This is a genomic window from Paraburkholderia sp. J69-1 (genome assembly GCF_905220255.1).
GTDB lineage: Bacteria > Pseudomonadota > Gammaproteobacteria > Burkholderiales > Burkholderiaceae > Paraburkholderia.
On the sequence record NZ_CAJMZG010000018.1, the window covers coordinates 64,613 to 90,064 of the forward strand.

General features: G+C 63.0%; 25 protein-coding genes. 18 read left to right on the forward strand and 7 right to left on the reverse strand.

The window, feature by feature from the left end; genetic code table 11:
• Positions 1-5: 5 nt before the first annotated feature.
• Positions 6-1,016 carry a D-erythronate dehydrogenase gene (denD, locus tag U5A67_RS28270; RefSeq protein ID WP_321816868.1) on the forward strand — a complete coding sequence of 337 codons (1,011 nt, stop codon included), beginning with the start codon at positions 6-8 and terminating at the stop codon, positions 1,014-1,016.
• Positions 1,013-1,918 (forward strand): SMP-30/gluconolactonase/LRE family protein, encoded by a 906-nt coding sequence (locus U5A67_RS28275; protein ID WP_321816869.1) that lies wholly within the window; start codon positions 1,013-1,015, stop codon positions 1,916-1,918. Before denD ends, U5A67_RS28275 begins: the two co-directional genes overlap by 4 nt.
• Before the next feature lie 27 nt (positions 1,919-1,945).
• Here the strand turns inward: U5A67_RS28275 and U5A67_RS28280 are convergent, their stop codons facing one another.
• Positions 1,946-2,548, reverse strand: a complete 603-nt coding sequence (locus tag U5A67_RS28280; RefSeq protein ID WP_321816870.1) for a hypothetical protein — start codon at positions 2,546-2,548, stop codon at positions 1,946-1,948.
• 253 nt (positions 2,549-2,801) lie between these two features.
• On the opposite strand from U5A67_RS28280, the gene U5A67_RS28285 reads away from it, so the two are divergent.
• The 5 genes from U5A67_RS28285 to U5A67_RS28305 all read left to right on the forward strand — a co-directional run bounded on the left by U5A67_RS28285 (position 2,802) and on the right by U5A67_RS28305 (position 10,552).
• A complete protein-coding gene (locus U5A67_RS28285) occupies positions 2,802-3,806 on the forward strand; it encodes an AraC family transcriptional regulator (RefSeq protein WP_205985282.1) in 1,005 nt (334 codons plus the stop codon).
• Between the two features lie 262 nt (positions 3,807-4,068).
• Entirely contained in the window at positions 4,069-5,859 is a 1,791-nt protein-coding gene (locus U5A67_RS28290; RefSeq protein WP_321816871.1) for an acyl-CoA dehydrogenase, read from the forward strand.
• A gap of 62 nt (positions 5,860-5,921) precedes the next feature.
• On the forward strand, positions 5,922-7,604 hold the full coding sequence (locus U5A67_RS28295; RefSeq protein WP_321816872.1) for an electron transfer flavoprotein-ubiquinone oxidoreductase: 1,683 nt from the start codon (positions 5,922-5,924) through the stop codon (positions 7,602-7,604).
• Between the two features lie 45 nt (positions 7,605-7,649).
• Complete coding sequence (bktB, locus tag U5A67_RS28300; RefSeq protein ID WP_321816873.1) at positions 7,650-8,837, forward strand: beta-ketothiolase BktB; 1,188 nt, start codon at positions 7,650-7,652, stop codon at positions 8,835-8,837.
• A 38-nt stretch (positions 8,838-8,875) separates the two neighbouring features.
• Positions 8,876-10,552, forward strand: coding sequence for a fatty acid--CoA ligase (locus U5A67_RS28305; protein ID WP_321816874.1), 1,677 nt, complete (start codon positions 8,876-8,878; stop codon positions 10,550-10,552).
• A gap of 109 nt (positions 10,553-10,661) precedes the next feature.
• Here the strand turns inward: U5A67_RS28305 and U5A67_RS28310 are convergent, their stop codons facing one another.
• Both U5A67_RS28310 and U5A67_RS28315 read right to left on the reverse strand, forming a co-directional pair.
• On the reverse strand, positions 10,662-12,236 hold the full coding sequence (locus tag U5A67_RS28310; protein ID WP_321816875.1) for a SulP family inorganic anion transporter: 1,575 nt from the start codon (positions 12,234-12,236) through the stop codon (positions 10,662-10,664).
• 37 nt (positions 12,237-12,273) lie between these two features.
• Complete coding sequence (locus tag U5A67_RS28315; RefSeq protein WP_321816876.1) at positions 12,274-12,879, reverse strand: carbonic anhydrase; 606 nt, start codon at positions 12,877-12,879, stop codon at positions 12,274-12,276.
• Positions 12,880-13,198: 319 nt separating this feature from the next.
• Between U5A67_RS28315 and U5A67_RS28320 the strand changes: the two genes are divergently transcribed.
• The 5 genes from U5A67_RS28320 (at position 13,199) to U5A67_RS28340 (ending at position 16,891) form a co-directional block, all read left to right on the forward strand.
• Positions 13,199-13,738 (forward strand): hypothetical protein, encoded by a 540-nt coding sequence (locus U5A67_RS28320; protein WP_321816877.1) that lies wholly within the window; start codon positions 13,199-13,201, stop codon positions 13,736-13,738.
• 152 nt (positions 13,739-13,890) lie between these two features.
• Positions 13,891-14,238, forward strand: coding sequence for a winged helix-turn-helix domain-containing protein (locus U5A67_RS28325; RefSeq protein WP_321816878.1), 348 nt, complete (start codon positions 13,891-13,893; stop codon positions 14,236-14,238).
• A gap of 50 nt (positions 14,239-14,288) precedes the next feature.
• Complete coding sequence (locus tag U5A67_RS28330; RefSeq protein WP_321816879.1) at positions 14,289-14,786, forward strand: DUF523 domain-containing protein; 498 nt, start codon at positions 14,289-14,291, stop codon at positions 14,784-14,786.
• Positions 14,787-15,037: 251 nt separating this feature from the next.
• Complete coding sequence (locus tag U5A67_RS28335) at positions 15,038-16,069, forward strand: DNA-binding protein (RefSeq protein ID WP_321816880.1); 1,032 nt, start codon at positions 15,038-15,040, stop codon at positions 16,067-16,069.
• 117 nt (positions 16,070-16,186) lie between these two features.
• Complete coding sequence (locus tag U5A67_RS28340) at positions 16,187-16,891, forward strand: pyridoxamine 5'-phosphate oxidase family protein (RefSeq protein WP_321816881.1); 705 nt, start codon at positions 16,187-16,189, stop codon at positions 16,889-16,891.
• Between the two features lie 43 nt (positions 16,892-16,934).
• Here the strand turns inward: U5A67_RS28340 and U5A67_RS28345 are convergent, their stop codons facing one another.
• Entirely contained in the window at positions 16,935-17,450 is a 516-nt protein-coding gene (locus tag U5A67_RS28345; protein ID WP_321816882.1) for a GNAT family N-acetyltransferase, read from the reverse strand.
• Between the two features lie 103 nt (positions 17,451-17,553).
• On the opposite strand from U5A67_RS28345, the gene U5A67_RS28350 reads away from it, so the two are divergent.
• On the forward strand, positions 17,554-18,480 hold the full coding sequence (locus U5A67_RS28350; RefSeq protein ID WP_321816883.1) for a LysR family transcriptional regulator: 927 nt from the start codon (positions 17,554-17,556) through the stop codon (positions 18,478-18,480).
• Between the two features lie 3 nt (positions 18,481-18,483).
• Here U5A67_RS28350 and U5A67_RS28355 read toward each other — a convergent pair whose 3' ends face one another.
• Positions 18,484-18,885, reverse strand: a complete 402-nt coding sequence (locus U5A67_RS28355) for a hypothetical protein (RefSeq protein WP_321816884.1) — start codon at positions 18,883-18,885, stop codon at positions 18,484-18,486.
• Positions 18,886-18,969: 84 nt separating this feature from the next.
• Between U5A67_RS28355 and U5A67_RS28360 the strand changes: the two genes are divergently transcribed.
• The 5 genes from U5A67_RS28360 (at position 18,970) to U5A67_RS28380 (ending at position 23,281) form a co-directional block, all read left to right on the forward strand.
• On the forward strand, positions 18,970-19,356 hold the full coding sequence (locus tag U5A67_RS28360) for a hypothetical protein (protein WP_321816885.1): 387 nt from the start codon (positions 18,970-18,972) through the stop codon (positions 19,354-19,356).
• A 163-nt stretch (positions 19,357-19,519) separates the two neighbouring features.
• The gene (locus tag U5A67_RS28365; RefSeq protein ID WP_321816886.1) at positions 19,520-20,809 is read left to right on the forward strand and encodes an FAD-binding oxidoreductase; all 1,290 of its coding nucleotides are present in this window, start codon (positions 19,520-19,522) and stop codon (positions 20,807-20,809) included.
• A 15-nt stretch (positions 20,810-20,824) separates the two neighbouring features.
• On the forward strand, positions 20,825-21,382 hold the full coding sequence (locus U5A67_RS28370; RefSeq protein ID WP_205985265.1) for a helix-turn-helix domain-containing protein: 558 nt from the start codon (positions 20,825-20,827) through the stop codon (positions 21,380-21,382).
• A 97-nt stretch (positions 21,383-21,479) separates the two neighbouring features.
• Positions 21,480-22,826: a glutamine synthetase family protein gene (locus U5A67_RS28375; RefSeq protein WP_321816887.1), complete on the forward strand. Its 1,347-nt coding sequence runs from the start codon at positions 21,480-21,482 to the stop codon at positions 22,824-22,826.
• Between the two features lie 176 nt (positions 22,827-23,002).
• Positions 23,003-23,281 carry an HU family DNA-binding protein gene (locus U5A67_RS28380; protein ID WP_027818693.1) on the forward strand — a complete coding sequence of 93 codons (279 nt, stop codon included), beginning with the start codon at positions 23,003-23,005 and terminating at the stop codon, positions 23,279-23,281.
• Between the two features lie 216 nt (positions 23,282-23,497).
• On the opposite strand, the gene U5A67_RS28385 is transcribed toward U5A67_RS28380, so the two are convergent.
• Positions 23,498-25,018, reverse strand: a complete 1,521-nt coding sequence (locus U5A67_RS28385) for a diguanylate cyclase domain-containing protein (RefSeq protein ID WP_415767957.1) — start codon at positions 25,016-25,018, stop codon at positions 23,498-23,500.
• Between the two features lie 62 nt (positions 25,019-25,080).
• Positions 25,081-25,386 (reverse strand): NIPSNAP family protein, encoded by a 306-nt coding sequence (locus tag U5A67_RS28390; RefSeq protein WP_205985263.1) that lies wholly within the window; start codon positions 25,384-25,386, stop codon positions 25,081-25,083.
• Positions 25,387-25,452: the final 66 nt, after the last annotated feature.

Below are 25,452 nucleotides of genomic sequence, written 5' to 3' on the forward strand. Positions count from 1 at the left end.
CGAACATGAAAGTGCTGATTACCGGTGGTGCGGGGTTTCTGGGTCAACGTCTTGCGCGCGATCTGCTCGCGCGCGGCGCGTTGCGCAAGACATTGCAGGGCAGTGGCGGCACGCCCGAGCCGATTACCGAGCTGGTGCTGCTCGACACCACGCCGGCGGCCTCGCCGGTACCTGACGATGCGCGCGTGCGCGTCGAAACCGGCGATGTGGCGGATCGCGCGGTGCTGGAGCGCCTGATCGACACGGATACCGCCGTGATCTTCCATCTGGCCGCCATTCTCAGCGCCGAAGCGGAAGCCGAATTCGATCTGGGCATGCGCATCAATATCGACGGCACGCGCGCGCTGCTCGAAGTGTGCCGCGCGCGCGGGCACCGTCCGCGTCTGGTGTTCACGAGCTCGGTGGCCGTGTATGGCGGCAATCTGCCCGAAGAAGTGCAGGACGATACGGCGCTCGATCCGCAATCTTCGTACGGCGTGCAGAAGGCGATGGCCGAACTGCTGATCGGCGATTATTCGCGGCGCGATTTTGTCGATGGGCGCGTGCTGCGTCTGCCGACTGTCGCGGTGCGGCCGGGGCGTCCGAGCGGCGCGGCGTCGTCGTTTGCGAGCGGCATTGTGCGCGAGGCGCTCAACGGCGAGACCGCCGTGTGCCCCGTGAGCGGATCGACCAGCATCTGGCTGCTGTCGCCGCGCAAGGCGGTGCAATGCCTCGTGACGGCCAGCGAAATGGAAGGCGAGGTGCTGGGTACGCGACGCATCGTCAACCTGCCGGGCGTTTCGACGACCGTCGACGAAATGATCGAGGAGCTGAGCAAGTTCGGCGGCTCGAAGGCGGTCGGCCGCGTGGAGTGGGTGCCGGACGACGTGATCGAGCGCATCGTCAGTAGCTGGCCGTCGAGCTGGAACGTCACGCGCGCGAAGAAGCTGGGCTTTTCGGGCGACGCGTCGTTTCACGCCATCGTCAAGGTCTATGTGGAAGATGAACTCCCTTGGGCGGAAAAGAAGCGCGCATGAATCGCCACGACTACGAAGTGCACGATGCGCGCTTTCGCTCGCTGATTCAGGCGAACGCGCCGCTGGAAAAGATCGCCGGCGATTGCCTTTGGACCGAGGGGCCGGCGTATTTTCCGGCGGCGGACATGCTCGTGTGGAGCGACATTCCGAACAATCGCCTGATGCGCTGGGCGCCCGGTCTGGGCGCGGGCGTGTTTCGCGTCAACGCCAATTTCAGCAACGGCAATACGCGCGATAACGAAGGGCGGCTCGTGAGTTGCGAGCATGGGCGGCGCTGCATTTCGCGCACCGAGCATGACGGCAGCGTGGTCGTGCTGGTATCGCACTACGAGGGCAAGCGCTTTAATTCGCCGAACGACCTGATCGTCGATACACAGGGCACGATTTGGTTCTCGGACCCCGACTACGGGATCATGAGCGACTACGAAGGGTTTCGGGCCGAAGGGGAAATCGGCGGCTGTCACGTCTATGCGCTTGCGAGCGGAGAACGCGAAGCGCGCCGTGTCGCCGACGATTTCGTGAAGCCGAATGGGCTGGCGTTTTCGCCGGACGAGTCGCGGCTGTATATCGCCGATTCGGGGGCGTCGCACGTGGAAGGCGGCCCGCACCATATCCGCGTGTTCGACGTCGAGCGCGGCGCGCTGCGCAATGGCCGCGTGTTCATCGAGATGACGAACGGCGTGCCGGACGGTTTTCGCGTGGACGAGCACGGCAACGTCTGGACCAGCGCCGAAGACGGCGTGCACTGCTATTCGCCGCAGGGCGAACTGCTGGGCAAGATCCTGCTGCCGGAAGTGGTGTCGAACCTCACGTTCGGCGGGCTGAACCGCAACCGGCTGTTTATTACCGCGACGTCGTCGGTTTATTCAGTGTACGTTGGCGTGCGCGGTGCGGGGCGCTGAGCGGCGCCCGCTACCTTTTCCTTTGCCTTACGCGGTGGTCGAGATCAGGCCAGTGGTTTGACCGCTGGCCAGCATCAATTGCACGAGTTCGGCCTCCGCGGTCTGCAGCGACGATTCGATCTGGCTGGCCTGCGAGAGCTTCGCGCTCTGCTGCGCCGAGGCGTCCGATTTCGCCGTGGTCGCGGCCGCGTTGCCGGTCTGGCTGCCGTCCGACGAACCTGACGTGCCCGATTGCGAAGCCCCCGACGTTGCCGCCGACGACGATCCGCCCGAATTCTGCACCTGCGCCAGTTGCGCTTCGAGTGACTTGATCAGCGCCTTGAGCTTGTCGATGGCGGTCGTGGTCGCATCGCTCGTCGACGATGACGAACCGCCGCCACCTCCGCCTCCACCGCCGCCCGATTTTTTCGCGCTCGACGTCGATGTCGTAGACGTGCCCGACGAAGTCGAACTGCTGCTGGACGTGCCGCTCGTGTCCGTGCTGTTCGTGCTGCTGGTGCTGCTGGTGCTCGCGGTCGAATTCGATGCGCTCGTGTTGCCCGTGGTGCTGGCGTTGCTATTGGCCCCGGCAGTACTGGTGCTGGTCGTCGCGGTGGCGTAAGTGGCCGCGCTGGTTGGCTGGATCTGCATGGATTCCGGTCCTTGAAATGGTGCGGCGCCGCTGGCGAGCGCGATAAATACCCCTGATCCGGATTACGGCCGTGTAAGAGCAGGCCTTGAGCGCTAATATGTTACGGGTGTTTACCAGAAGTTGTGCGCGAGTAAGGTTGAGGTCGTGCCTCCCCGCATTCGGTTCCGGCCCCACTCCGGCGTATGATTCGATGTCGCGCCTACGCGCCCAACCGAACGCTTTCGCCACGGTATCCGCCGGGCTTTCTCAGGCATGCAACTTCCCGGCTCTACCGTTCCGATCTCGCTCGTTGCAGGTTTTCTCGCGGCTGCGCGCGCGCAGCCCGAAGTCGTCGAGCGCTATCTGGAGGAGGCGGGCATTCCCGGCGAGCTGCTGGACGAACCCGGCGCACGCGTGACCGAGGAGCAGTTCTCCACGCTCTACCGCATGCTGGCGATCGAGATCGACGACGAAATGCCGGGCGTTTTCAGTCGTCCGTTTCGCAGTGGCACGCTGAAGTTTCTCTGTTTGAGCCTGCTCGATGCGCGCAATCTGGAAACGGCGCTGCATCGCTTTGGCCAGTTTTTCCATATCGTTCTCGACGATTTCCGGCTCGAATCGCGACGCAGCGAATTGCTGGCCCAGGTGGAACTGCGCCCGCATCCGGCCTTTGGCGCGCTCAGCCCGCTCGGTCAGGAACTGATGCTCAAGCTCGCGCATGGTGTGTCGTCCTGGCTGATCGGCCAGAAGATTCCGTTTCTGCAAGTCGATCTGGCCTGCGAGCGGCCGGCGCACGCGCACGATCATCGCTACTTCTTTTCCGGGCCGGTGCGCTTCGGTTGTGAAACGGCGTTGTTCCGCTTCAGCGCCGCCTATCTGGACATGCCGATCCGGCAGAGCAAGCGCAATCTGCGCCAGTTTCTCGCGCGCTCGCCCGGCGACTGGATTTTCGAATCGTTCAGCGAGCAACTGGTCAGCCATCAGGTGCGTCAATATCTGGCCAGCACGCTGCCGGAAATGCCGACCATCGAAGCCGCTTCCGATCATCTGCATTGCTCGGTGCGCACACTCTGCCGCAGACTGGCCGCCGAAGACACCTCGTTCCAGGCGCTCAAGGACGAACTGCGCCGCGACGTGGCGATCCAGCGCCTGACCGATACGCAGGACACCATCGCGGCCATTGGCGCCGATATCGGCTTCGACGACCCCAGCGCCTTTCACCGCGCGTTCCGTCACTGGACCGGCAGCACGCCCGGCACCTATCGCGGCCGCGATTGACGCGCACCCCCTCATCTGGGTGGGGCAGGCGGCAAACACACCAGGATGAACCCTGGTCACCCTTTTAAACACGCGTTCTTCAGGCAGAGTGTGGCCAGATTTGTCACTAGATGGGCCGGTTTGGACAGTCCATCTGCGCGCCTTTGCCGCTACGATGGGTCGGACATTGCCCCTGTCGCTGCGCTTATGCCGCGCAGCTGCAACCGGATAACCGGCTGCTGGCAGGGCTTCCCCGATCTACCGCGTGATTGAAAGGTTCGCCATGAGCTTTACTGCCCCCGTCAAGGACATGCTGTTCGTATTGAAAGAGCTGGCTGGCATCGACGCTGTCGCTGCGCTGCCCGGCTACGACGATGCCGGCTTCGAAACCGCCCAGGCGGTGCTCGAGGAAGCGGCGAAGCTCTGTGGCGAAGTCATCGCGCCGCTGAACGTGGAAGGCGACCGCGCGCCCAGCAGCTGGCGCGACGGCGAAGTCACGGCCACGCCGGGCTTCAAGGCCGCGTTCGAGCAATTTGCCGAGGGCGGTTGGCAAGGTTTGCAACATCCGGTCGAATACGGCGGCCAGGGTCTGCCCAAGCTGATCGGCACGCCTTGCAACGAAATGACCAACGCGGCGAACCTCTCGTTCGCGCTGTGCCCGCTGCTGACCGACGGCGCGATCGAAGCGCTTCTCACGGCCGGCACGGAAGAACAGAAGCAGCGCTATGTGCCGAAGCTGATTTCGGGCGAATGGACCGGCACGATGAATCTGACCGAGCCGCAAGCCGGCTCCGATCTCGCGCTGGTGCGCTCGCGCGCCGAGCCGCAGGCCGACGGTTCGTACAAGGTGTTCGGCACCAAGATCTTCATTACCTGGGGCGAACACGACATGGCCGATAACATCGTCCATCTCGTGCTGGCGCGCGTGCCGAATGCACCCGAAGGCGTGAAGGGCATCTCGCTCTTTATCGTGCCGAAGTTCCTGATCAACGAAGACGGCACGCTGGGCGCGCGCAACGACGTGCATTGCGTGTCGATCGAACACAAGCTCGGCATCAAGGCGAGCCCGACCGCGGTGCTCCAGTACGGCGATAACGGTGGCGCGATCGGCTATCTGATCGGCGAACAAAATCGCGGCCTCGAATACATGTTCATCATGATGAACGCGGCGCGCTTCGGCGTGGGCACGCAAGGCGTGGCGATCGCCGAGCGCGCGTATCAGCAGGCTGTGGGTTATGCGAAGGAGCGTGTGCAGAGCCGCCCGGTCGACGGTTCGGCGAAGCAGTCGGTGACGATCGTGCATCACCCCGACGTGCGCCGCATGCTTGCGACCATGCGCTCGATGACCGAAGGCGCCCGCGCGCTCGCCTACGTAGCGGCCGGTCACGCCGATATCGCCCACCGTCACGCCGATGAAGCCGTGCGTGCGCGTCATCAGGCGATCTACGAATTCCTCGTGCCGATCGTCAAGGGCTGGAGCACGGAGATGGCCAACGACGTCACGAGCCTGGGCGTGCAGGTGCATGGCGGCATGGGTTTCATCGAGGAAACCGGCGCGGCGCAACACTATCGCGACGCGCGCATTCTCGCGATCTACGAAGGCACCACGGCGATTCAGGCGAACGATCTGATCGGCCGCAAGACGGCGCGTGACGGCGGTGCGGTGGCAAAGGCGCTGCTCGACGAGGTGGCGCAAACCATCGAAGCGCTCGGTCAGGCTGAAGGTGCCGCCGCGGCATCGTTGCGCGCGCAACTGGAATTCGGCGTGCAGGCGCTGTCGCGCGTGATCGACTTCGTGCTGGAAAACGTCAAGCGCGATCCGAACGCGGTGTTCGGCGGCAGCGTGCCGTATCTGAAGCTCGCGGGCATCGTGCTGTGCGGCTGGCAGATGGCGCGCGCCTTGCTGGCGGCGCAGCGCAATCTCGCCGACGATCCCGCGTTCTACGGCGCGAAGATCGCCATCGCGCAGTTCTACGGCGAACACGTGCTCTCGCAGGCGGGCGCTCTCGCGACGGCAGTGCTGACTGCGCGCGGCGATCAAGGCATCCTCGCACTCGCCGAAGACCAGTTCTGATGTTCTGATTTGCCCGGCGCGGCGGCCACAGACGCCGCGCCGGAAGATGGGGGAGACGCAGTATGAATGCGAACAACGTAAACGAATTGATTGCGCAGTACGGTCCGCGCGAATCGATGGAATATGACGTGGTGATCGTCGGCGGCGGGCCTGCGGGTTTGTCGGCGGCGATTCGCCTGAAGCAACTGGCCGCGGAAAAAGGCGCCGAAATCGGCGTGTGCGTGCTGGAAAAAGGCTCGGAGATTGGCGCGCATATTCTGTCGGGCGCTGTCATGGACCCGCGCGCGATCACCGAACTCTTTCCCGACTGGAAAGAGCAGGGCGCGCCGCTGAATGTGCCGGTAGCCGAGGACAAGTTTTTGTTCCTTTCGGAGAGCGGCGCGAAATCGGTGCCGAACTGGGCGCTGCCCGATAACTTCAAGAATCACGGCAATTACGTCATCAGCCTCGCGAATGTGACGCGCTGGCTGGGTCAGCAGGCCGAAGCGCTGGGCGTTGAGATTTTCCCGGGCTTTCCGGCCGCGGAAATTCTCTATCACGACGATGGCTCGGTGAAAGGCGTGGCCACCGGCAATATGGGCATCGGCAAAGATGGCGAGCCGACCGAGAATTTCCAGCTCGGCATGGAATTGCACGCGAAATACACGCTGTTTTGCGAAGGCGCGCGCGGGCATCTGGGTCGTCAACTGAATGAGGCGTTCAAGCTTGGCAAGGACGCCGATCCGCAGGTGTATGGCATCGGCATCAAGGAGCTTTGGGAGATCGATCCTGCGAAGCATCAACCGGGGCTCGTCGTGCATACCGCCGGTTGGCCGCTGGAAAACGATACCTATGGCGGCTCGTATCTCTATCACACGGAAAACAACCAGGTGATGGTGGGTTTTATCGTCGGGTTGGCGTATACAAATCCGTATTTGTCGCCGTTCGAGGAATTCCAGCGTTACAAGACGCATCCGGCGATCCGCAAGTATCTGGAAGGCGGCAAGCGTGTTTCGTATGGCGCGCGCGCGATTACGGCGGGCGGTCTGATGTCGCTGCCGAAGCTGGTTTTCCCCGGCGGCGCGCTGGTGGGCGACGATGCGGGTTTCCTGAATGTCTCGCGTATCAAGGGCAGCCACGCGGCAATCAAGTCTGGCATGCTGGCAGCCGAAGCGGCATTCGAAGCAGTGCAGGCGGGCCGTCAAAGCGATGAACTGACTGCTTACCCGCAAGCGTTCAAGCAGTCGTGGCTGCATGAAGAACTGCATAAGGCCCGTAATTTTAAGCAGTGGCTGAGCAAGGGCTTGTACCTTGGCACGCTGATGGTCGGTCTCGAACAGAAGGTGCTGGGCGGCAAGGTGCCCTGGACGCTGCATCATCAGCATCGCGACCACGAGACGCTCAAGCCCGCGTCGCAATGCAAACCGATCGTCTATCCTAAACCTGACGGCAAGCTCACATTCGACCGGCTTTCTTCGGTGTTTATTTCGAACACGAATCACGAAGAGAATCAGCCCGCGCATTTGACGCTCAAAGACGCGAATGTGCCGGTCGGCATCAATCTCACGACTTACGCCGGACCGGAAGCGCGTTTCTGCCCGGCAGGCGTTTATGAATTTGTGAAGGACGATGCGGACGCAGACCGTTTGCAGATCAACGCGCAGAACTGCGTGCACTGCAAAACCTGCGATATCAAAGATCCGACGCAGAACATTGTCTGGGTCACGCCCGAAGGCGGCGGCGGTCCCAACTATCCGAACATGTAATGCCCGCCGCGCTCAGGCGCGGGGACCATCGAACGAGGAGTGCATATGAGCAAGGAAGTCGTAGTCGTCGGCGGTGTACGGACCGCCATCGGTAAGTTCGGCGGCAGCCTGAAGGACATGGCGCCGACTGAACTGGGCGCTCTGGTGCTGCGCGAACTGCTCGCACGCAGCGAAGTGAAGCCCGAAGACGTGGGCCATGTGGTGTTCGGCAATGTGATCGCGACGGAGCCGAAGGATCTGTATCTCTCGCGCGTGGCGGCCATCGACGCGGGCATCCCGGAATCGACGCCCGCTTTCAACGTGAACCGTCTGTGCGGTTCGGGCCTGCAGGCGATCGTATCGGCCGCGCAGACCATCATGCTGGGCGACGCCGGTGTCGCGATCGGCGCGGGTGCCGAGAACATGAGCCGCGCGCCCTATATCACGCCCGATGCGCGTTTTGGTGCACGCATGGGCGATGTGCGTCTGGTCGACATGATGCTCGGCGCGCTCAACGATCCGTTCCATACGGTGCCGATGGGCGTGACAGCCGAAAACGTCGCGCGCAAGTTCGATATCTCGCGCGAGCGTCAGGATGCGCTGGCGCTCGAATCGCATCGCCGCGCGGCGCAGGCGATTGCCGAAGGCCGTTTTGCTGGCCAGATCGTGCCGGTCAAGCGCACGGTGAAAGGCCGCGAAGTCGTCTTCGATACCGACGAGCATCTGCGCACCGACGCAACGATTGAAGATTTTTCGAAGCTCAAGCCGGTGTTCGCGAAGGAAAACGGCACGGTCACGGCGGGCAATGCGTCGGGTATCAACGACGCTGCCGCCGCTGTGCTGCTGATGTCGCGCGAAGCCGCCGAGCAGCGCGGCATTGCGCCGATGGCGCGCCTCGTGGCCTACGCGCATGCGGGCGTCGATCCGCTGCATATGGGCATCGGCCCTGTGCCGGCCACGCGCATTGCGCTGGAGCGTGCTGGTCTGCGTATCGAAGACCTCGACGTGATCGAATCGAACGAAGCGTTCGCAGCGCAAGCCTGCGCCGTGACGCAGGAACTCGGCCTCGATCCGGCCAAAGTGAATCCGAACGGTTCGGGGATTTCGCTGGGCCATCCGATCGGCGCGACGGGTACGCTCATCACGGTGAAGGCGCTGCATGAACTGCAACGCGTGAATGGTCGCTATGCGCTGGTGGCGATGTGTATCGGCGGCGGTCAGGGTATTGCAGCGATTTTCGAGAATCTGCGCTAAATCGGTTAGCGTTGTACGGCACGAGACTGGAGACACACATGCAACACGAGGCGATTCAAGCGAACGACGCGGATGATGTGAACGAGGACGCGTCGTCGGCCTATGCCTATCCGCTGCTGATCAAACGCCTCCTGCAGACGCCGCTGTCGCATGCGCGCGACCAGGAGATCGTCTATCGCGGCAAGGTGCGCATCACTTATGCGCAGATGTTCGAGCGTATCGCGCGCCTCGCGAATGGCCTGCAAGGGCTGGGCGTGAAGAAGGGCACGACGGTGGCGGTGATGGATTGGGACAGCCACCGTTACCTGGAGTGTTACTTCGCAGTGCCAATGATGGGGGCGGTGCTGCAGACCGTAAACATCCGTCTTTCGCAGGCCGAGATTGCCTATACGATCGATCATGCTCGTGCCGAAGTCGTGCTGGTGCATGCAGATTTTCTGCCGGTGCTGGATGCGATCCGCGAAAAGCTGCCGCGTGTGCACACCTTCATTCTGATCGACGATGAAGGCAACGTGACGCCGCAGCCGGGTATCGAATTCGCCGACGAATACGAGCGTTTGCTCGCATCCAGCGGCACGCATTTCGATTTCCCCGACTTCGACGAAAACACGCGCGCCACCACTTTCTACACGACCGGCACGACCGGTCTGCCGAAGGGCGTGTATTTCTCGCATCGGCAACTGGTTTTGCACACCATCACGGTGATGGCGGCGCTCACGAGTCCGGAGAGCGGCCAGCGCGTGCATCGCGGCGACGTCTATATGCCGCTTACGCCGATGTTCCACGTGCACGCGTGGGGCATGCCGTATATCGCCACGTTGATGGGCGTGAAGCAGGTGTATCCGGGCCGTTATGTGCCGGATCGTATCGTGGAGTTGCTGCGCGACGAAGGCGTGACTTACTCGCATTGCGTCGGCACGATCCTGCATATGCTGCTGAGCTGCCCGCAGGCCAAAACGGCTGATTTCAGCAAGTGGAAGGTGGTGATCGGCGGCGGCGCGCTGCCGCATGGTCTAGCGCGCGCGGCGCTCGAACGCGGCATCGACATTTTCACGGGCTATGGCATGTCCGAAACGTGCCCGGTGCTCACGCTCGCGCAGTTGATGCCGTCGCGCGAACCGCGCAGCCTGGACGAAGAAGTGAGTCTGCGTTGCCGTACGGGCTTGCCGATTCCGCTTGTCGATCTGCGTATCGTCGATACCGAAATGCGCGACGTGCCGCATGACGGCGTGGCGAGCGGCGAAGTGGTGGTGCGCGCGCCGTGGCTCACGCAAGGGTATCTGCACAATCCGGAAGCATCGAAGGTGCTGTGGGAAGGCGGTTATCTGCACACGCAGGACGTGGCGCGTATTGGCACGGACGGCTATCTGCAGATAACGGATCGTATCAAGGACGTGATCAAGACCGGCGGTGAATGGGTGTCGTCGCTCGATATCGAAAGCCTGATTTCGCAGCATCCGGCCGTGGCCGAAGTGGCGGTGATCGGCATCAAGAGCGAGAAATGGGGCGAGCGTCCTGCTGCTGTGATCGTGCTGCGCGAGGAGCGCGACGCACCGGTCAGCGCCGAGGATATTCGCACGCACGTGATGCAATTCGTCGAGACCGGCAAGATCTCGAAGTATGCGGTGCCGGAAGTGGTGAAGTTCGTCGACGCACTGGAGAAAACCAGCGTGGGCAAACTGAACAAGAAATGGCTGCGTGAGAATTTCAATTGATGTAGCGGCAGGGTTCCGGCGCCACGGTAGCAGGCCACGGTGGCGCCGGAGAAGTGCAGCGATCGTTCATGCGCGCCTTGGGCGCGCTTTTTTTTCGTCCGTACTTGACTTAAGTCGGACGCGCCTGGCGTGCCCACGGCAGGCGGCGTTTCGCCGACGTATCGAGACGCGGCCACTGCATGCGCTCCACGGTGATCTGGCGACGCGGCGCATCGGCGATAAAGCGGTCGAGCGTTTCGCGGATATCCCGGTCGACGAAATCGGCGCGCTCGGCGTCGATCAATACGGTCGCGCGATCGGGAATGCGTGCGAGGCAGCGCATCAGCATAGGCTTCGCAAGAAATGAGGCATCCTTACGAAATGACAGCAGGTAGTGGTCGTCATGTTCGGCGAGCGCGAAGGTATCGTCGAGATTGGCGCGCATCGCCAGCAGCATGCTGACGGTAATGCCGATTCCGATGCCGATCAACAGATCGGTCATCAGCACGCCCACGATGGTAGCGATGAAAGGAATCAGGCGCTCCACGCCTTCGCGCATCATCGCCACGAACAGCGCGGGCTTCGCGAGCTTGTAGCCGGTCTGGATCAGGATCGCCGCGAGGCAGGCCAACGGGATCAGGTTCAGCACGCTCGTGAGCGCGAATACGCTCACGAGCAGCAGCACTCCATGCACGAAGGCGGAAAACCGCGTGCGTGCGCCCGCGTTGAGGTTCGCGGAGCTACGCACGATCACCGCTGTGATCGGCAGGCCGCCCAGCGCGCCGGCGATCATATTGCCGACGCCCTGCGCCTTGAGTTCGCGGTCGGGCGAGGCGCGGCGGCGTTGCGGGTCCATCTGCTCGACGGCTTCGAGGCTCAGCAGCGTTTCCAGGCTCGCGACCACGGCGAGCGTGAGCGCAACGCGCCAGACATCGGCATCGACGAACTGGGTGAAATCCGGCAGCGCGAGTGCGCCTGCCAGCGCATCGAACGAGGCGAGCGAATCCAGCGCGACGCGTTGCTCGACCGGCAGCGCAAATGCGGGCGCGAAGGCGTCGAGCAGAACCGTCACGCCGATACCCAGCGCGACCACGGCGAGCGGTCCGGGCACCGCGCGCACCAGCGCAAAGCGTTTCGCACGCGGCGATTCCCATGCGAACAGCAAGGCGACGGAAACGACGGCGAGCACGAGTGCGGGCACAAGCACCGGGCCGAACGCAGTATCGATCGCGGCGGAAGCGTGGGTGGTAGAAGCGGTGGTGGAAGCGGCGTGCGCGCCGACACCCATCGCCAGCGGCACCTGTTTGACGATCAGCAGCAAGCCAATCGATGCCAGCATGCCCTTGATGACGGGCACCGGCACGAAGCTCGCCAGTTGCCCGGCGCGCAGCAGACCGAACACGACTTGCAGCGAGCCCGCGAGCAGCACCGCGCACAGAAACGCCGAAAAACTGCCGAGCGTGCCGATGGCGGACACCACGATCACGACGAGACCGGCGGCCGGGCCGCTCACGCTCAGATGCGAACCGCTGAGCAGCGCCACCACAAGGCCGCCGACGATGCCGGACAGCAGGCCGGCGAACGGCTCGACGCCGGACGCCGTGGCGATGCCGAGACACAGCGGCAGCGCGACGAGAAAGACCACGATGCCAGCGAACAGATCGCTGCGCAGGGTCGCGAAGTCGATGGAACGAGATTTCGGCATGGAAATTCCAGAGTGGGGAGTTCGGTCCAAAGGTCTTTCAGGCGGCGACGGCGGCGTTGTGCGCGTCGTGCAGTTGCAGCAGCCGGCCTTCGCGCAGGCCGAAAACCCAGCCGTGCACTTGCGGCCGGCGTTTGGCGTCGCGCAGGATCGGCGAGGCTTCGAGGCGCGCGACCTGCTCGATCACATTGAGTTCGGCGAGACGGTCGACGCGTGCATCCATGTCGCCGATGGCGTCGAGTTCCGCGCGATGTCGCGCGGCCAGTTCGCGCAGCCCGGCGATGCGGCGGTTCACGAGCGGCAGCGCGGGCGAGGGCGCCGAAAGCGCGGCGCGCACGCCGCCGCAATGGTGATGGCCGCACACGATGATGTGTTCGACTTCGAGTGCATGCACGGCGTATTCGACCACGCTGGAGGCGTTGGCGTCATCGGCGGCGAACAGGTTGGCAATATTACGGTGTACGAACAGTTCGCCCGGCCGGGCGTTGATGATGCGCTCGGCGGGCACGCGGCTGTCCGAACAACCGATCCAGAGTACGCGCGGCTGCTGGCCCTGTGCGAGTTGGGTAAAGAAGTCCGGTTCTCGGGCCGCTATTTCGCTGGACCACGCGAGGTTGGCGAGCAGGAAGCGTTTCGGAGGGTTCATCGTTTCAGACTCCAGGTCGGCGGGGGAAGTGAGTTTACGAATAGCTTTCGATAGGATGGTTCCGAAAATAAATCGCGTGCGACGAAAAAAAATCGAAAAATATTCAGCTTGGATGTTTTGTTAAATTCGCATGCGCGGGATGGCGTTTGGGGCATCGAAACCTGGCGTATCGACGCTCTAATCGATTTCCTTTTATGCCTCTTGTAGATTTAACAATTTGACGTTATATTTTTTATAACAATAGAACCTGAGAGAGCACCGCAGCGACGCGGCGCGCCTGTGTATCGTTCTGGCGCGCCGCGATCGCCCGGATTGTCGTATGGCTTCATCCGATATCTGGTTGGTCCGTTATCCGTTATTCCGTGAAGCGCTGTTTCATGGCGCCATGCCGCTTGGCGCGCTGCCGCCCCAGGCGCGCGCGGTCATCGCCCAGCGCGTGTTTGCGGGAGGTGCTGCGGGAGACATTGCCGGGAGCACCGCCCGGCACGTTGTAAGCGATGTGCGCGTGGCGTACGTCGAACTGCCCATGACGCTCGTCGACGAGGCAGTGCGCGCTCATTGCGAACTCGGTGAGGGCGAGAATCTGGACGCCGCGATCGGCGAAACCCGTTTGCACTATCCGCGCGTGGCGCGTCCACCGTGTCTGCTGATGCCCGGGCAGGGCGTTTTTCTCGATAGCTGGATGCGCTTTCTTGCCTATCGGGCGCGCGGCGATATCACCGTGCCCGTGCTGGCCGTCGACTGGTTCACGCTTTACGAACGCATTGCGCGGATGCTCGAAGGCGAGCAGGCCGCAACGCCTTACTCGCGCCTCGCGGCCGATCGTTGTGAAGCGCGCGAGCCTGGTTTCATCGAATAGACACAATTAGAAGAAAGCCTGCGGGAGATCGGCGCCAGATCGCCGGAGCGAAAGCGGTTATGGGTTTATCGGCGCGGTAAAATGCATCGCATTCCCTTGCGCACGACGTGTTGGGAATGTCCGAGCAGTCGACGATAGGCGAATTTCCCACCATGACGCGCCCTGCTGATATCTACTTCCGTTTTCTGCAATTGGCAGACGCGCTGCGAGGTCTGCCCACGCTGCCGGCGCTCGATCCGCTCGAGCAACGCATCCTCGAATGCGTGGCGCGCGTTGCGCAGACGAACGAGCGTCTTTCGGTGCGGGACATCATGGCCAAAAGCGAACTGGGTTCGCCGGCCACGCTGCATGCGCGTCTGACTTCGATGCGCGGGAAAGGCTGGGTGCGTCTGGGCGATACCGAGGACGCGCGCCGCAAACAGGTCGAACTCACGCCCGCCGCGCTGCGCCACTTCGATAAACTCTCCGAAGCGTTTCTGCGCGCCGCGAAAGACGAATAACGCGCGGCTGGCGCTTTTTCATCGTCTTCTCGCCGTCTCCTTCCATTTCGATGATTCACAAAATTCTAGTCAGCGCGTGTCTGCTCGGCAGCCCGGTTCGATACAACGGCGCGGCGAAGACGCTGGCGCATCCGCTGCTCGACGCATGGCAGCGCGAAGGGCGCATCGTCTCGGTGTGCCCGGAGCTGATGGGCGGATTTGGCGTGCCGCGGCCGGCGGCTGAGATCGCATTCGCGCGGCAAGGCGCCGATGTGCTGGCGGGCGGCGCGCAGGTGGTCGATCTTTCCGGTGCGGATGTTTCGGCGTTGTTCGTGGCTGGTGCGCAGGCGGCGCTGGCTGCCGCGCGCGAGCACGACTGCCGCTTCGCCTTGCTGATCGATGGCAGTCCCTCGTGTGGGAGCGGATTCATCTACGACGGCAGTTTTTCCGGGCAGCGCCACGCCGGGGCAGGGGTGACGGCGGCCTTGCTGCGCACGAACGCTATCGAAGTATTCGCCGATTCGGAAATCGAAGCGCTGGCCGAGCGGTTGGCGCGCGAAGAAGGCTGAGATCGATTGAAACGGTTCGTGCCGCCGGATTCGAAAGCGCACGTTGTTCTCTTCCGCGCTTCACGTTGATATCGGCTCGCGCTCCGCGAGCATCGAAAATTCCTGATTTTCCAACCTCGGCACGTTCTCAGCGATGCTTCACGGCTGAAATACGAACATTATAAAAGTAATGTCAAAATATGAACTCTGCGAGGTAGAAAATAGACGGTTTACGTTGTAATATTAACGAATCAAATATGCACGCAAATACCATGTCAGACGTCGCCCCCGAAGAAGTCCGCATCAGCGCTGAAATCGAGCGTCTCAAGGCTGAGTTCCCCAAGACGCGCGAGCTCTATCGCGAGGTGTGCGCTCTCTTGTTTTTCCGCTTCGGCATAACGCCTACCGCGAACCGTCTTTATCAACTGGTTCATCGCGGCAGCATGGGCACGCCTACGGCGGTGCTGTCCGAGTTCTGGGCGGAATTGCGCGAAAAGAGCCGCGTGCGCATCGAGCATGCTGACCTGCCGGAAGAGTTGCAGGGCGCGGCGGGCGAACTGGTCGCCGCGTTGTGGACGCGCGCCACGGCGGCTGCGCAGGCTTCGCTCGAAGCGTTGCGCGTGGAAGTCGAAGCGGTGCGCCACGAAGCCGAAACGCGCGTCGCGACCTTGCAGAACGATCTGGTGCGTACGGAAACCGCGCTGGAGCAACGCACGACAGCCTTGCTGGCCGCGCAGGTGCGCATTCACGAACTGGAGCAGGTACAGGCCGCAGGCGAAGCCACGCGCGTGGCGCTCGAAGGGCAGGTTACGGGCTTGCAGCAGGAAGGCCGCGAGCGTGACGCGGCGCTCGTCCAGGCGCGTGCCGATTTCGCCGCCGAACTCGACAAACTGCGCGCAGGCGCCGAACTGGCGGAAACGCGTTTGCAGGCGTCGGAAAAGCGTGCGCTGCTGGAAATCGAGCGCGAGCGGGCGACGAGTACGCGCCTGCAGCGCGATCTGGACGCCGCCACGAAGCGAGCGACACAAGCGGAAGAGTCCGCCCGCGCCGAAGCGCAGGCACTACAGGCGCAACTGGGCGATCTGCGCCATCAGGCCGGGATGCTCGAAGGCCGTCTGGAAGCGCAGCGCATCGCGCACGCAGCGCAGACGCAGGAAGTGGAAGCATTGCGCACCAGGGCTAGCGCAGCGGCGGCGGCCAATGCCGTGCCCGGCACGCGTCGTACGCCGCGGCGTGCGGCAAGATCGGTGGAAGTCGCTGCGAAGCCTTTGCGCGTGCCGCGCAAGAAAGCGGTGCAAAACTGATCGACATCGACGCGCCCCGTGGCCCTACACATCCTTGCCATGCTGGATCTACTCATGGGGCCACGACTTCGCTAACGTAATCGGCTTTCCCCCACCAGAAAGCAGGAGAAGCCGAGGATGTCCGAGAGCGAGAACAACAATAACAACAACGAAACCGATTCCGTCGCCCGCCAAAGCGTGCCGACGCCGCGCACGCGCGTGCGCCGCATCGCCGAGCGCGCGCAATACGATCGCGACACGCTGTACGCGATTCTCGACGCCGCGTACGTCTGCCACGTCGCCTTCGCGGACGATCATGGCGTGCATTGCATTCCTACCGCATGCTGGCGCGAAGGCGATCATCTCTACATCCACGGCTCCAATGGCAGCCGCATGCTCAAACTCGCCGCCGATGGCGCGCAGGTCTGCGTGACGATCACGCATCTCGACGGCCTCGTGCTCGCGCGCTCGGCCTTCAATCACTCGATGAACTATCGCTCGGCGATGATCTATGGCGCGTTCGAAGTGGTCGCGAACGAGCACAAGGCGGCTGCGCTCGACGCGTTCATGGAGCACATCGCACCCGGGCGCCTGCACGAAGCGCGCGCGGGCAATCGCAATGAACTGGCCGCGACGACCGTGCTGCGTCTGCCGCTCGACGAATCGGTTGCCAAGGTGCGTGCGAAAGGCCCGGAAGACGACGAGGAAGATCTCGATCGTCCGGTCTGGGCAGGCGTGTTGCCGATGGCGCTCAAGCCGCTCGCGCCTGAACGGGACGGCGCGTTGCCTGAAAGCGGCGAACCCGCCTACGTGAGCGAATGGGCGAAACGCGCCGCAAGCTGATGGTTTTCGGCCGCGCCGCCGGGTTGCCCGGCGGCGCAGAATCTCATTGCGTGATCGCCGAAGTCGATTTAGCAGGCTGCGGCGCGAACGCCATCTCCCGGATCGCATCGCCTTCGACGCGATAGCGAATCCACTCGCTTTGCGCCTTCGCGCCGAGCGATTCGTAGAACTGGATCGCCGGTTCGTTCCAGTCCAGCACGCTCCATTCGAAGCGTCCGCAGCCTTTTTCCCACGCAATCGCCGCGAGATGCTGCAGCAGGCGTTTGCCTGCGCCAAGTCCGCGCGCGTCGGGAGAAACGTACAGATCTTCCAGATACAGACCGGCTTTGGCCTGCCACGTCGAATACGAGAAAAAGTACACCGCGTAGCCGATTGCCTTGCCGTCGAGTTCGCAGATCAAGGCCTTCGAAGGCGATTCCGCACCGAATAGCGAAGCGACGATGCTTTGCGTCGTCGCGGCAACCTGGTCTTCGGCCTTCTCGTAGATGGCGAGTTCGGTAATGAAATGGAGGATGAGCGCCGCGTCGTCAGCGACGGCGGGTCGGATAGTCAGTGCCATGATGATGATTCGGTTCCAGGGAAGCAAGGGAGTAGCAGGCTGACGATGTTAGTCGAAATGCAATCTGCGTATACTGCATTTTCCTCATTGCCGAATGAACGTTATGCATCATGACCTGCGTCGTCTCGACCTGAACCTGCTGCTGGTATTCGACGCGCTCGTGCGGCACCGCTCGGTGACGCTGGCGGCCGACGAGTTGTCCATGAGCGCATCGGCGTTGAGCCATGCGCTGGCGCGTCTGCGCGATGCGCTCGCGGACGAACTGTTCGTGCGCGTCGGCAATGAAATGCGCCCGACGGCGGCCGCCGAACGCATCATGCGACCGGTTGGCGAGGCGCTCGATCTGCTGCACGCAGGGCTCGCGCCGGTGCGTCAGTTCGATCCCGCCGCGAGCGAGCGCACATTTGTGTTCGCCGCGACCGACTACACGGCGTTCGCCATCCTTCCTGCCTTTATCGCGCGGATGCAGCAGGCCGCGCCGAGTTTGCGTTTCAAGGTGGTGTATTCGCGCGGGCGGGAGTCTGCCGACGAACTCGCTTCCGGGCGCATCGATTTTGCGCTCGGCTATGACGAAGAGGCGTTGCCGTTGCCCGCCGGTGTCGAAAGCGCGGACTGGTTTTCCGATGAATACGTGGTGATCGCCAGCCGTCAGCATCCGTCGATTCGTCGCAAGCTGAGCATGGCGCAATATCTCGCCGCGCAGCATGTGGTCGTGACGCCGTGGGACGAGTCGCGCGGCTCGATCGATCTCGTGCTCGACCGCCTGGGCGTGGCGCGCGACGTGGCGGTGCAATTGCCGTCCGTGCTCGTCGCGCCTTTTATCGTCGCGAATTCCAGCCTGCTGATGACGGTGCCGCGTCACGCCGCGCGCGTGTTGCGCGATGCCGCGCCGGTGACGATCTATCCCACGCCGTTCGCGCCGCCGCGTTATACGCTGAAGATCTATCAACACAGGCGGCACGCGGGGACGCCCGCGCATCAATGGATACGCGATCAGTTGCTGCGGTCCGTGCCCAGTCGGGTGGGCTAAAGCTCATCCGTTTATTGCCGTTAACTGCTTATTGTTCGCAAGAAATGAGAGGTCGGGGGAGTGGGTTGCAATAGCAATAGCAATAGAACGAAAAAAACGGGAATTAACGCGATAGTCATGATCATGGGGTGTTCGCTGGCAACTCAGGCAGCCCATGCGATCGCGCAGACCAAGGTCCATCACGTCCAGCAAACGCATCATTCGAAAGTCGCGGCGTCGTCGCACGAACATCACCTGCCTGAGCGCTTCCAGCACGTTGGGCACTCGAAACACGAGGAACGGGCGAAACATACGCGTGGGTTGATGGCCCATCCAGAGGCACGCCGATATACGCATCGCGTGCGCTTTCACCAGCACCCGATTCACCACGGTCCATGGGCGCCCCGCGCGGTTCACCATATTCATCGGGCGCGATCCGAGCAGGAAATGTGGCCCACCCAGACCACACACGCTCCCACGTGGGTTCTCCCTCCCGTCTGCGAGCAGGTCGTGAACTACACCGGCGCGTGTCAGCCAGCGGTGCTGGAAAGTCTTCGCGTTCTCGGTGTCCAGGCGCCGAATGTGGAAGACCGTGAGCGGATGGCCCAGCATCTCCAGTCGATGCTGGATCGCGAGGGCCTGGACCGCGTGCAGGCCGAATGCCAGTCTTTGTTGGCGGAGGATCAGCGCAAGATCGGCGGGCTTCAGACGCTGCTGGCTCGCGCCCATGTCGTCCCCTCGGATGACTGCTCCCAGGCGGTTCAGAATCTGGCCGGCGAGCAACTGACGGCTCAGGCCAACGCGGCACAGGTTCAGTCTGCGTCCGCTGCCGCGGGTGCGTCCGGCGCTGCGCAGGCGCCCGTGGCCTCGTCCGAACCGCAGAACGTGCAGCCGTAGAAACGGTGCTGTTCACCAATCCTGGCGGGTCTCCAGTGCCCGCAACCGGCTGCCTGCTTCCCCGATCTGCGGGATAACGCGTAGGCACGCCCGACTTGCACCCGTGAAATTGCCGTGCTAATTTTTCATGAAATTTGCACGATAAAATTTCACGGATGCCGCCATGTTCGTCGAGTCGACCCAGCATGTTGAGAGCTACTACGCCCAAACCCTGCCAGCCGCCGCGCCTGCGCGCCCGGCGCTGGAAGAGGATTGCGATGTCGATGTCCTGATCGTCGGCGCGGGGTTTAGCGGCTTGCATACGGCGCTGCGGCTGGCGCAGGCGGGCAAGCGCGTCGCCGTGGTGGAAGCCAGCCGCGTGGCGTGGGCCGCATCTGGCCGCAACGGCGGGCAGGCGCTGCTCGGCTGGTCGTGCGATATGGCGCCGCTCGAGCATTCGCTGGGCGTCGAGCGTGCCCGCGAGCTATGGGACAGCATGCGCTGGGCTGCGCGCGAAGTGCGCGAGTTGCCCGCGCGTCATGGTTTCGATATCGATTACCGGCCGGGAAGTCTCTGGGCCGCCGTGAAACCCAGCCGTGTTGCCCTGCTCGACGAAGCACGCGACGAAGCCGCGCAGAAGTGGGGCTACGACGCGCTGCGCGTGATTGAACAACGCGATATGCCAGAGTGGATCGGTAGCCCGCGCTATCGCGCCGCGCTCTACGATCCCGAGGCAGGGCATCTGAATCCGCTCAAACTCGCGCTCGGCATCTCGGCTGCCATCGAACAGGCTGGCGGCAAGATTTTCGAGCAGACGCGTGTGCAGTCGTGGCGCGAAGCGCCGTCCGGGTTTATCGCGACCACCGCGCAAGGCACGATTCGCGCCGATACGCTCGTACTCGCCTGCAACGCCTATATCGATCGCCTCGATCGCGAACTCGCGCGTCGCGTGCTGCCGGTCGGCACGTATCAGGTGGCGACCGCGCCGCTCGATCCGGCGCTCGCGCAGTCGCTGCTGCCGCGTAATAGTTGCGTGATCGACAATCAGTTTGTACCCGACTACTTCCGCCTGAGCCCTGATCATCGGCTGCTGTTTGGCGGCGCATGTACGTATCTGGGCGGCATCCCGAAGGATATCCGCGCGGCGATTCGCCCGAGCCTGGACCGGGCGTTTCCGCTACTGCGCGATGTCGCGCTCGAGTTCGCGTGGGGCGGCCATATCGATATCAGCATTCGACGCACGCCCGATCTCGGTCACGCGCGCGGGCGCTATTGGTTGCAGGGGTTTTCCGGGCACGGCGTATTGCCGACGCTTGCAGCGGCGCGCGCGGTCTCCGACGCGATCCTCGGCGATACGCGCTTGCTCTCGCACTACGAGGCCATCCATAATCCGCGTTTTCCGGGCGGCGACGCGCTGGCCGCGCCGCTGGAGGCGCTGGGCAAGCTCTGGTATCGCCTGCGCGACGTCGTTTGATGGAGTAAAACCGGCATGGACAGGCAGGAAGAGATCGAAGGGCTCGCGATCCTGATTCGCGATCTGCGCAAGCACAAGAAGGTCACGCTGGCGGAACTGGCGGAGCGCATCGGGCGCTCGGTGGGTTTTCTTTCGCAGGTCGAGCGCGGGCTGTCGCGGCCGACCGTGGCGGATCTCACCGCGATCGGCGAGGCGCTGCAGACGCCCACCACGTATTTTTACAGCGTCAGCAAGCCGCGCGCGTTGCCGTGGGTGACGCGACCGGCTGAGCGGCGCACGCTTTATTACGGCGGCGGCATTACGGACGTGCTGGTGTCGCCGAGCATGTCGTCGGGCTTTTCGATGCTGGAAAGCCTGCTGGAACCGGGCGCGACCAGCGGCGAGCGCCCGGTGGACGATAGCGACGAACAGGGCGGTTTCGTGCTCGACGGCGAACTGACCATTTGGCTCGACGCCGATGGCGAAGCCGTCACGCTCAAGACCGGCGACAGCTTCCAGCTACCTTCGCGCTGCCGCTTCAGCTACGCGAATCTTTCGGAGCAGCCTGCGCGCGTGCTCTGGGTTTTCACCTGATCTAGCCGTTTCAGCGCGCATCGCACTGCATGCGTTTTTTCTTGATGATCTGCATTCCTGATTAAAAAAATTCACTCGCGCCAACAAGGACCCTGACGTGACAGCCATCGCCTCCGATCTCCTGAGCGAAGTACGCGCCTTTCGAGCGGCGCATCCCGACGTGCAATACGTCGATCTGATCAGCCTCGATCTGCCGGGCCATTTCTACGGCAAGCGCTATCCCATCGGCATGCTCGAAAAAGTGGCCGCGGGCGCGATGCTCAAGCTGCCGCAGAACACGATCCTGCTCGGCGCGCAGGGCGGCGTGTATCCGATCGGCGATTATTGCTTTCACGACGGCGATCCAGACGCGGCGCGCCGGCTCGTGCCGGGCACGCTCAAACGGGTACGCTGGGAGCCGCAACCGCTCGCGCAGATGCTCATCACGTCGGACGGCACGGCGGCGCCCATCGGCTTCGAGCCACGCGAGGTGCTCGCGCGCGTGCTGAAGCGTTTCGCGCGGCGCGGGCTCAAGCCGGTCGTCGCGTTCGAGCTGGAGTTCTATCTCTTCGATGCGAAGCTGCGCGAAGGTTTGCCGCAACACGCGCGCGACACGCTGAGCAACGACGCCGACGATCAGCCGAACATGCATATCGAACGGCTTGCGCGTTTTTCGCCGGTGCTGCACGAGATGGTGGAGGCGGCGCGCGAACAGGGTGTCGACGCAACGGTCATCACCGCCGAACTCGGGCCGGGGCAGTTCGAGATCAATTTCGGCCATTGCGACGATGCGTTGCGTGCCGCCGACTGGTCTGCGCTTTTCTGCCGCAGCACGCGCGGCGTAGCGATGCAGCACGGCTATCGCGCGAGTTTCATGTCGAAACCCTGGCTCGACGCGCCGGGCAGCGGCATGCATGTGCACGTCAGTCTTTACGACGAGGCGGGGCGCAACGTGCTGGCGGCGAATGAGCGGCGCGGCTTGCGTCATGCCGTGGCCGGATGTCTTGCGCTGCTGCCGCATTGCATGCCGATTTTCGCGGCGAATCACAACGCGTTTCGCCGCTACGGAGCGATGGTCAACGCGGCGAGCCGGGCGAGCTGGGGCTTCGAAGATCGCGACGCCTGCATCCGCATTCCAGAGTCGGACGAGGCGAATCTGCGCATCGAACATCGCCTGGCGGGCGCCGACGCGAACCCCTATCTGGTGCTCGCGGCGATCCTCGCGGGCATCGAATCCGGCCTCGACGCGGGCCGGGAACCCATCGCGCCGCTCAACGAAAACCGTGCAAGCGGCATCGATTTTCCCGGCGATATGCTGACCGCCGTCAGCGCGATGCGGGGCCACGCAGGGGTGCGCGAAGCGCTCGGCGAGGACTTTGTGATGGTCTATTGCGAAAATAAACGTCAGGACCATCTCGATTTTATGCACGCGATTGCCGCACGCGAATACCGGTGGTTTTTGTAAAAATACGCGAAATAGTCACTAAATAGGCGAGAAAATCGCCTTGCATGAATCATTCCCGGTGCTCGCAACCGTCTGTAAGCCCCGTGCGTGTTACGTTTCGATATGCAACGCGATTTGCCTGTTTTGCCCGCGTGAGGTAGGGTATGCAGGTTTTCTCAACTCAACACAGGTAGCAGATGAACAAACAGGAACTCATTGACGCAGTCGCCGCAAGCACGGGCGAGACCAAGGCAGCCACGGGCGCGGCAATCGACGCGATCCTCGAAGTGGTCACCAAGGCGGTCACGTCGGGCGATTCCGTGCAGCTCGTCGGCTTCGGTTCGTTCTCGACCGGTCAACGTGCAGCACGCGTCGGCCGCAACCCGGCCACCGGCGCTGAAATCCAGATCGCCGCTGCCAAGACCGTGAAGTTCACGGCTGGTAAGGCCTTCAAGGACGCAGTCAACGCGTCGTGATGCCGGCAGCCGTCGCACGGCGCGCACGCTGGATGGCATGACAGGGGCGGCTTCGCGCCGTCCTTACATGTGATCTGACGTGCGCCTTTCGCGTGGCCGCAAGCTGCGCACGTGCGTCGGCATGACGTATCACAAGCCGGGAGCGAGGCGCTTTGCGTCGCGCTCCCGGTTGCCGTTTACGTCGGAATTCGCTTGCTATTGGCGCGGCAGCCGCGCTTAAAGCTCGCCCTTGCGCGGCTTGTTGCGCAGATCCACCGGCTCCGCACCATTGCGTGCGAGTTCGTTGCGCCGGCGCTTCGCCTCGTACATCGCCGCATCCGCGGCACGCAACATCAGTTCCACACTTTCGCCTTCCGCACAGCTGTCCCAGCCGAGCGAAAAGCTCAAACGCGGGCCGCCATAGAACTGGTTGTTCAGTTCGACCAGCTTGCCGAGGCTATCCGCGACAATTTCCGCGTCGCGCGCGTCCGCGCCCGGCATCAGCACCGCGAATTCGTCGCCACCGATGCGCGCCGCGTGATACGGCTTCTGGATGGCTTTCGCGAGCACTTCGCCTGCACGGCGCAGCAGCGCGTCGCCAGCCGCATGACCCAACTGGTCGTTGACGGCCTTGAGGTTGTCCATGTCCAGCACGATCGCGCTGACCGGGAACGGCCCTTTGCGTTGCAGACGGTTCAATTCATCGACGTAAAACGAGCGGTTCTTGAGCTTCGTCAGCACATCATGTTTGCCGAGGAATTCGAGGTAGGCTTCGGCTTTCTTGCGCGCCGTGATGTCGGTGAGCGCGAGCAGCACGAGATCCCAGCGCTCCTCGTGGCCGGGAAAAACCGAAAATTGCAGATGGACGTTGAGCTCGCTGCCGTCGAGCGCGTAGTTGATCACCTCGCGCTGCTGGAACAGGCGGCCTTCCCATAGATCGAGCAACTGCTCGCGAAAATGCGGGCGCATTTCGTCGCGGAAAATCTGCGGCAGGCGCGCGAGCAGGGTGGCTTTGTCCGGCGCGCGATACATCCCGAGCGTGTAGTGATTGACGTCGAGCACCTGGATTTCGCTCATGCAGCGCTCGACGAACTCGGGATGCACGTCGGTAAAAGTGCGGAAATCGACGATACCCTGCATGCGCACTTCGTCCAGCAACTCGCGGATCGCCGAGAAATTCTCGACCCAGAGCGACACCGGCGCGTGTTCGAAAACACCCAGCGCGTATTGTTCGCTGGCCGTCGCGCGATGACGGGCTTCTTCGAGCGCCGAAACATCTTCGATCGACACCAGCACGCGGCTCCAGTCGTTTTCGTGGCCCGGCAGGATCACGCCGCGCAGGAGGATGTCCATGCGCCGGCCGCCGAGCGTGTAATTCACGCTCTTGCTTTCGAAGGTGCTGCTGCCTTGCCACATCTGTTCGAGCTCGCCCACGTGCGCCTGGAACATGTCGTCGCGCAGGACTTCGGCCAGATGTTCGGTCAGTTCGTCGTGGCTGCGCGCGCCGTAGAGCGCGAGCGTATGGCGGTTGACCTTGAGTACGCGGATGCAGGCCGAGCATTCGGCAACGCGGCGCGGATCTTCTTCGAGCCACGCACGGATATTCGTGACGCCAGCTTCGCGCCAGCGCTCGAACAGGGCGCGTAGCTGGCTATAGTCCTCAAGCCACAGCGAAGTGGGGGTGACGTCGAAGAAGTCGAGCAGATCGACGCCCATACTGGCAAAGCTGGCGGCGGTGGCCGGAGTGCCTTGTTGCATGTCGTTTGCGCAGAAAGAGGTTGAGGCGCGGCACGGAACGCGCCGCGCGCACTACCCGAATCCTACCCGAATACCGGACGCATGAAACTGCGTTCATAACTCACGATGCAGCGTGTGTCGTTTGCATACTGGAACGCTGCCTGGCAGTCGGCGTCATGCTGCGATTGCTGGCGATAGGTTTCGTAGGCGGCGAGGCTCGGGAACGAGAACAGCGCGAGCGCGATATTGTTCGCGCCTTCGCTGGGCAGAAAATAGCCGTGATGCTGGCCGCCGAAGCGCTCGACCAAAGGAATCCACATCTTTGCGTAGGCTTCGAATTCGGCGAGTCGATACGGGTCGATGACGTAGCGCAGCGTGCAGGTGATCATGATCGGGCGATGGCCTCGGTGGTTTGGGTGATCTGCGATTCTAGTTCGATCCGCGCAAAATTTTGC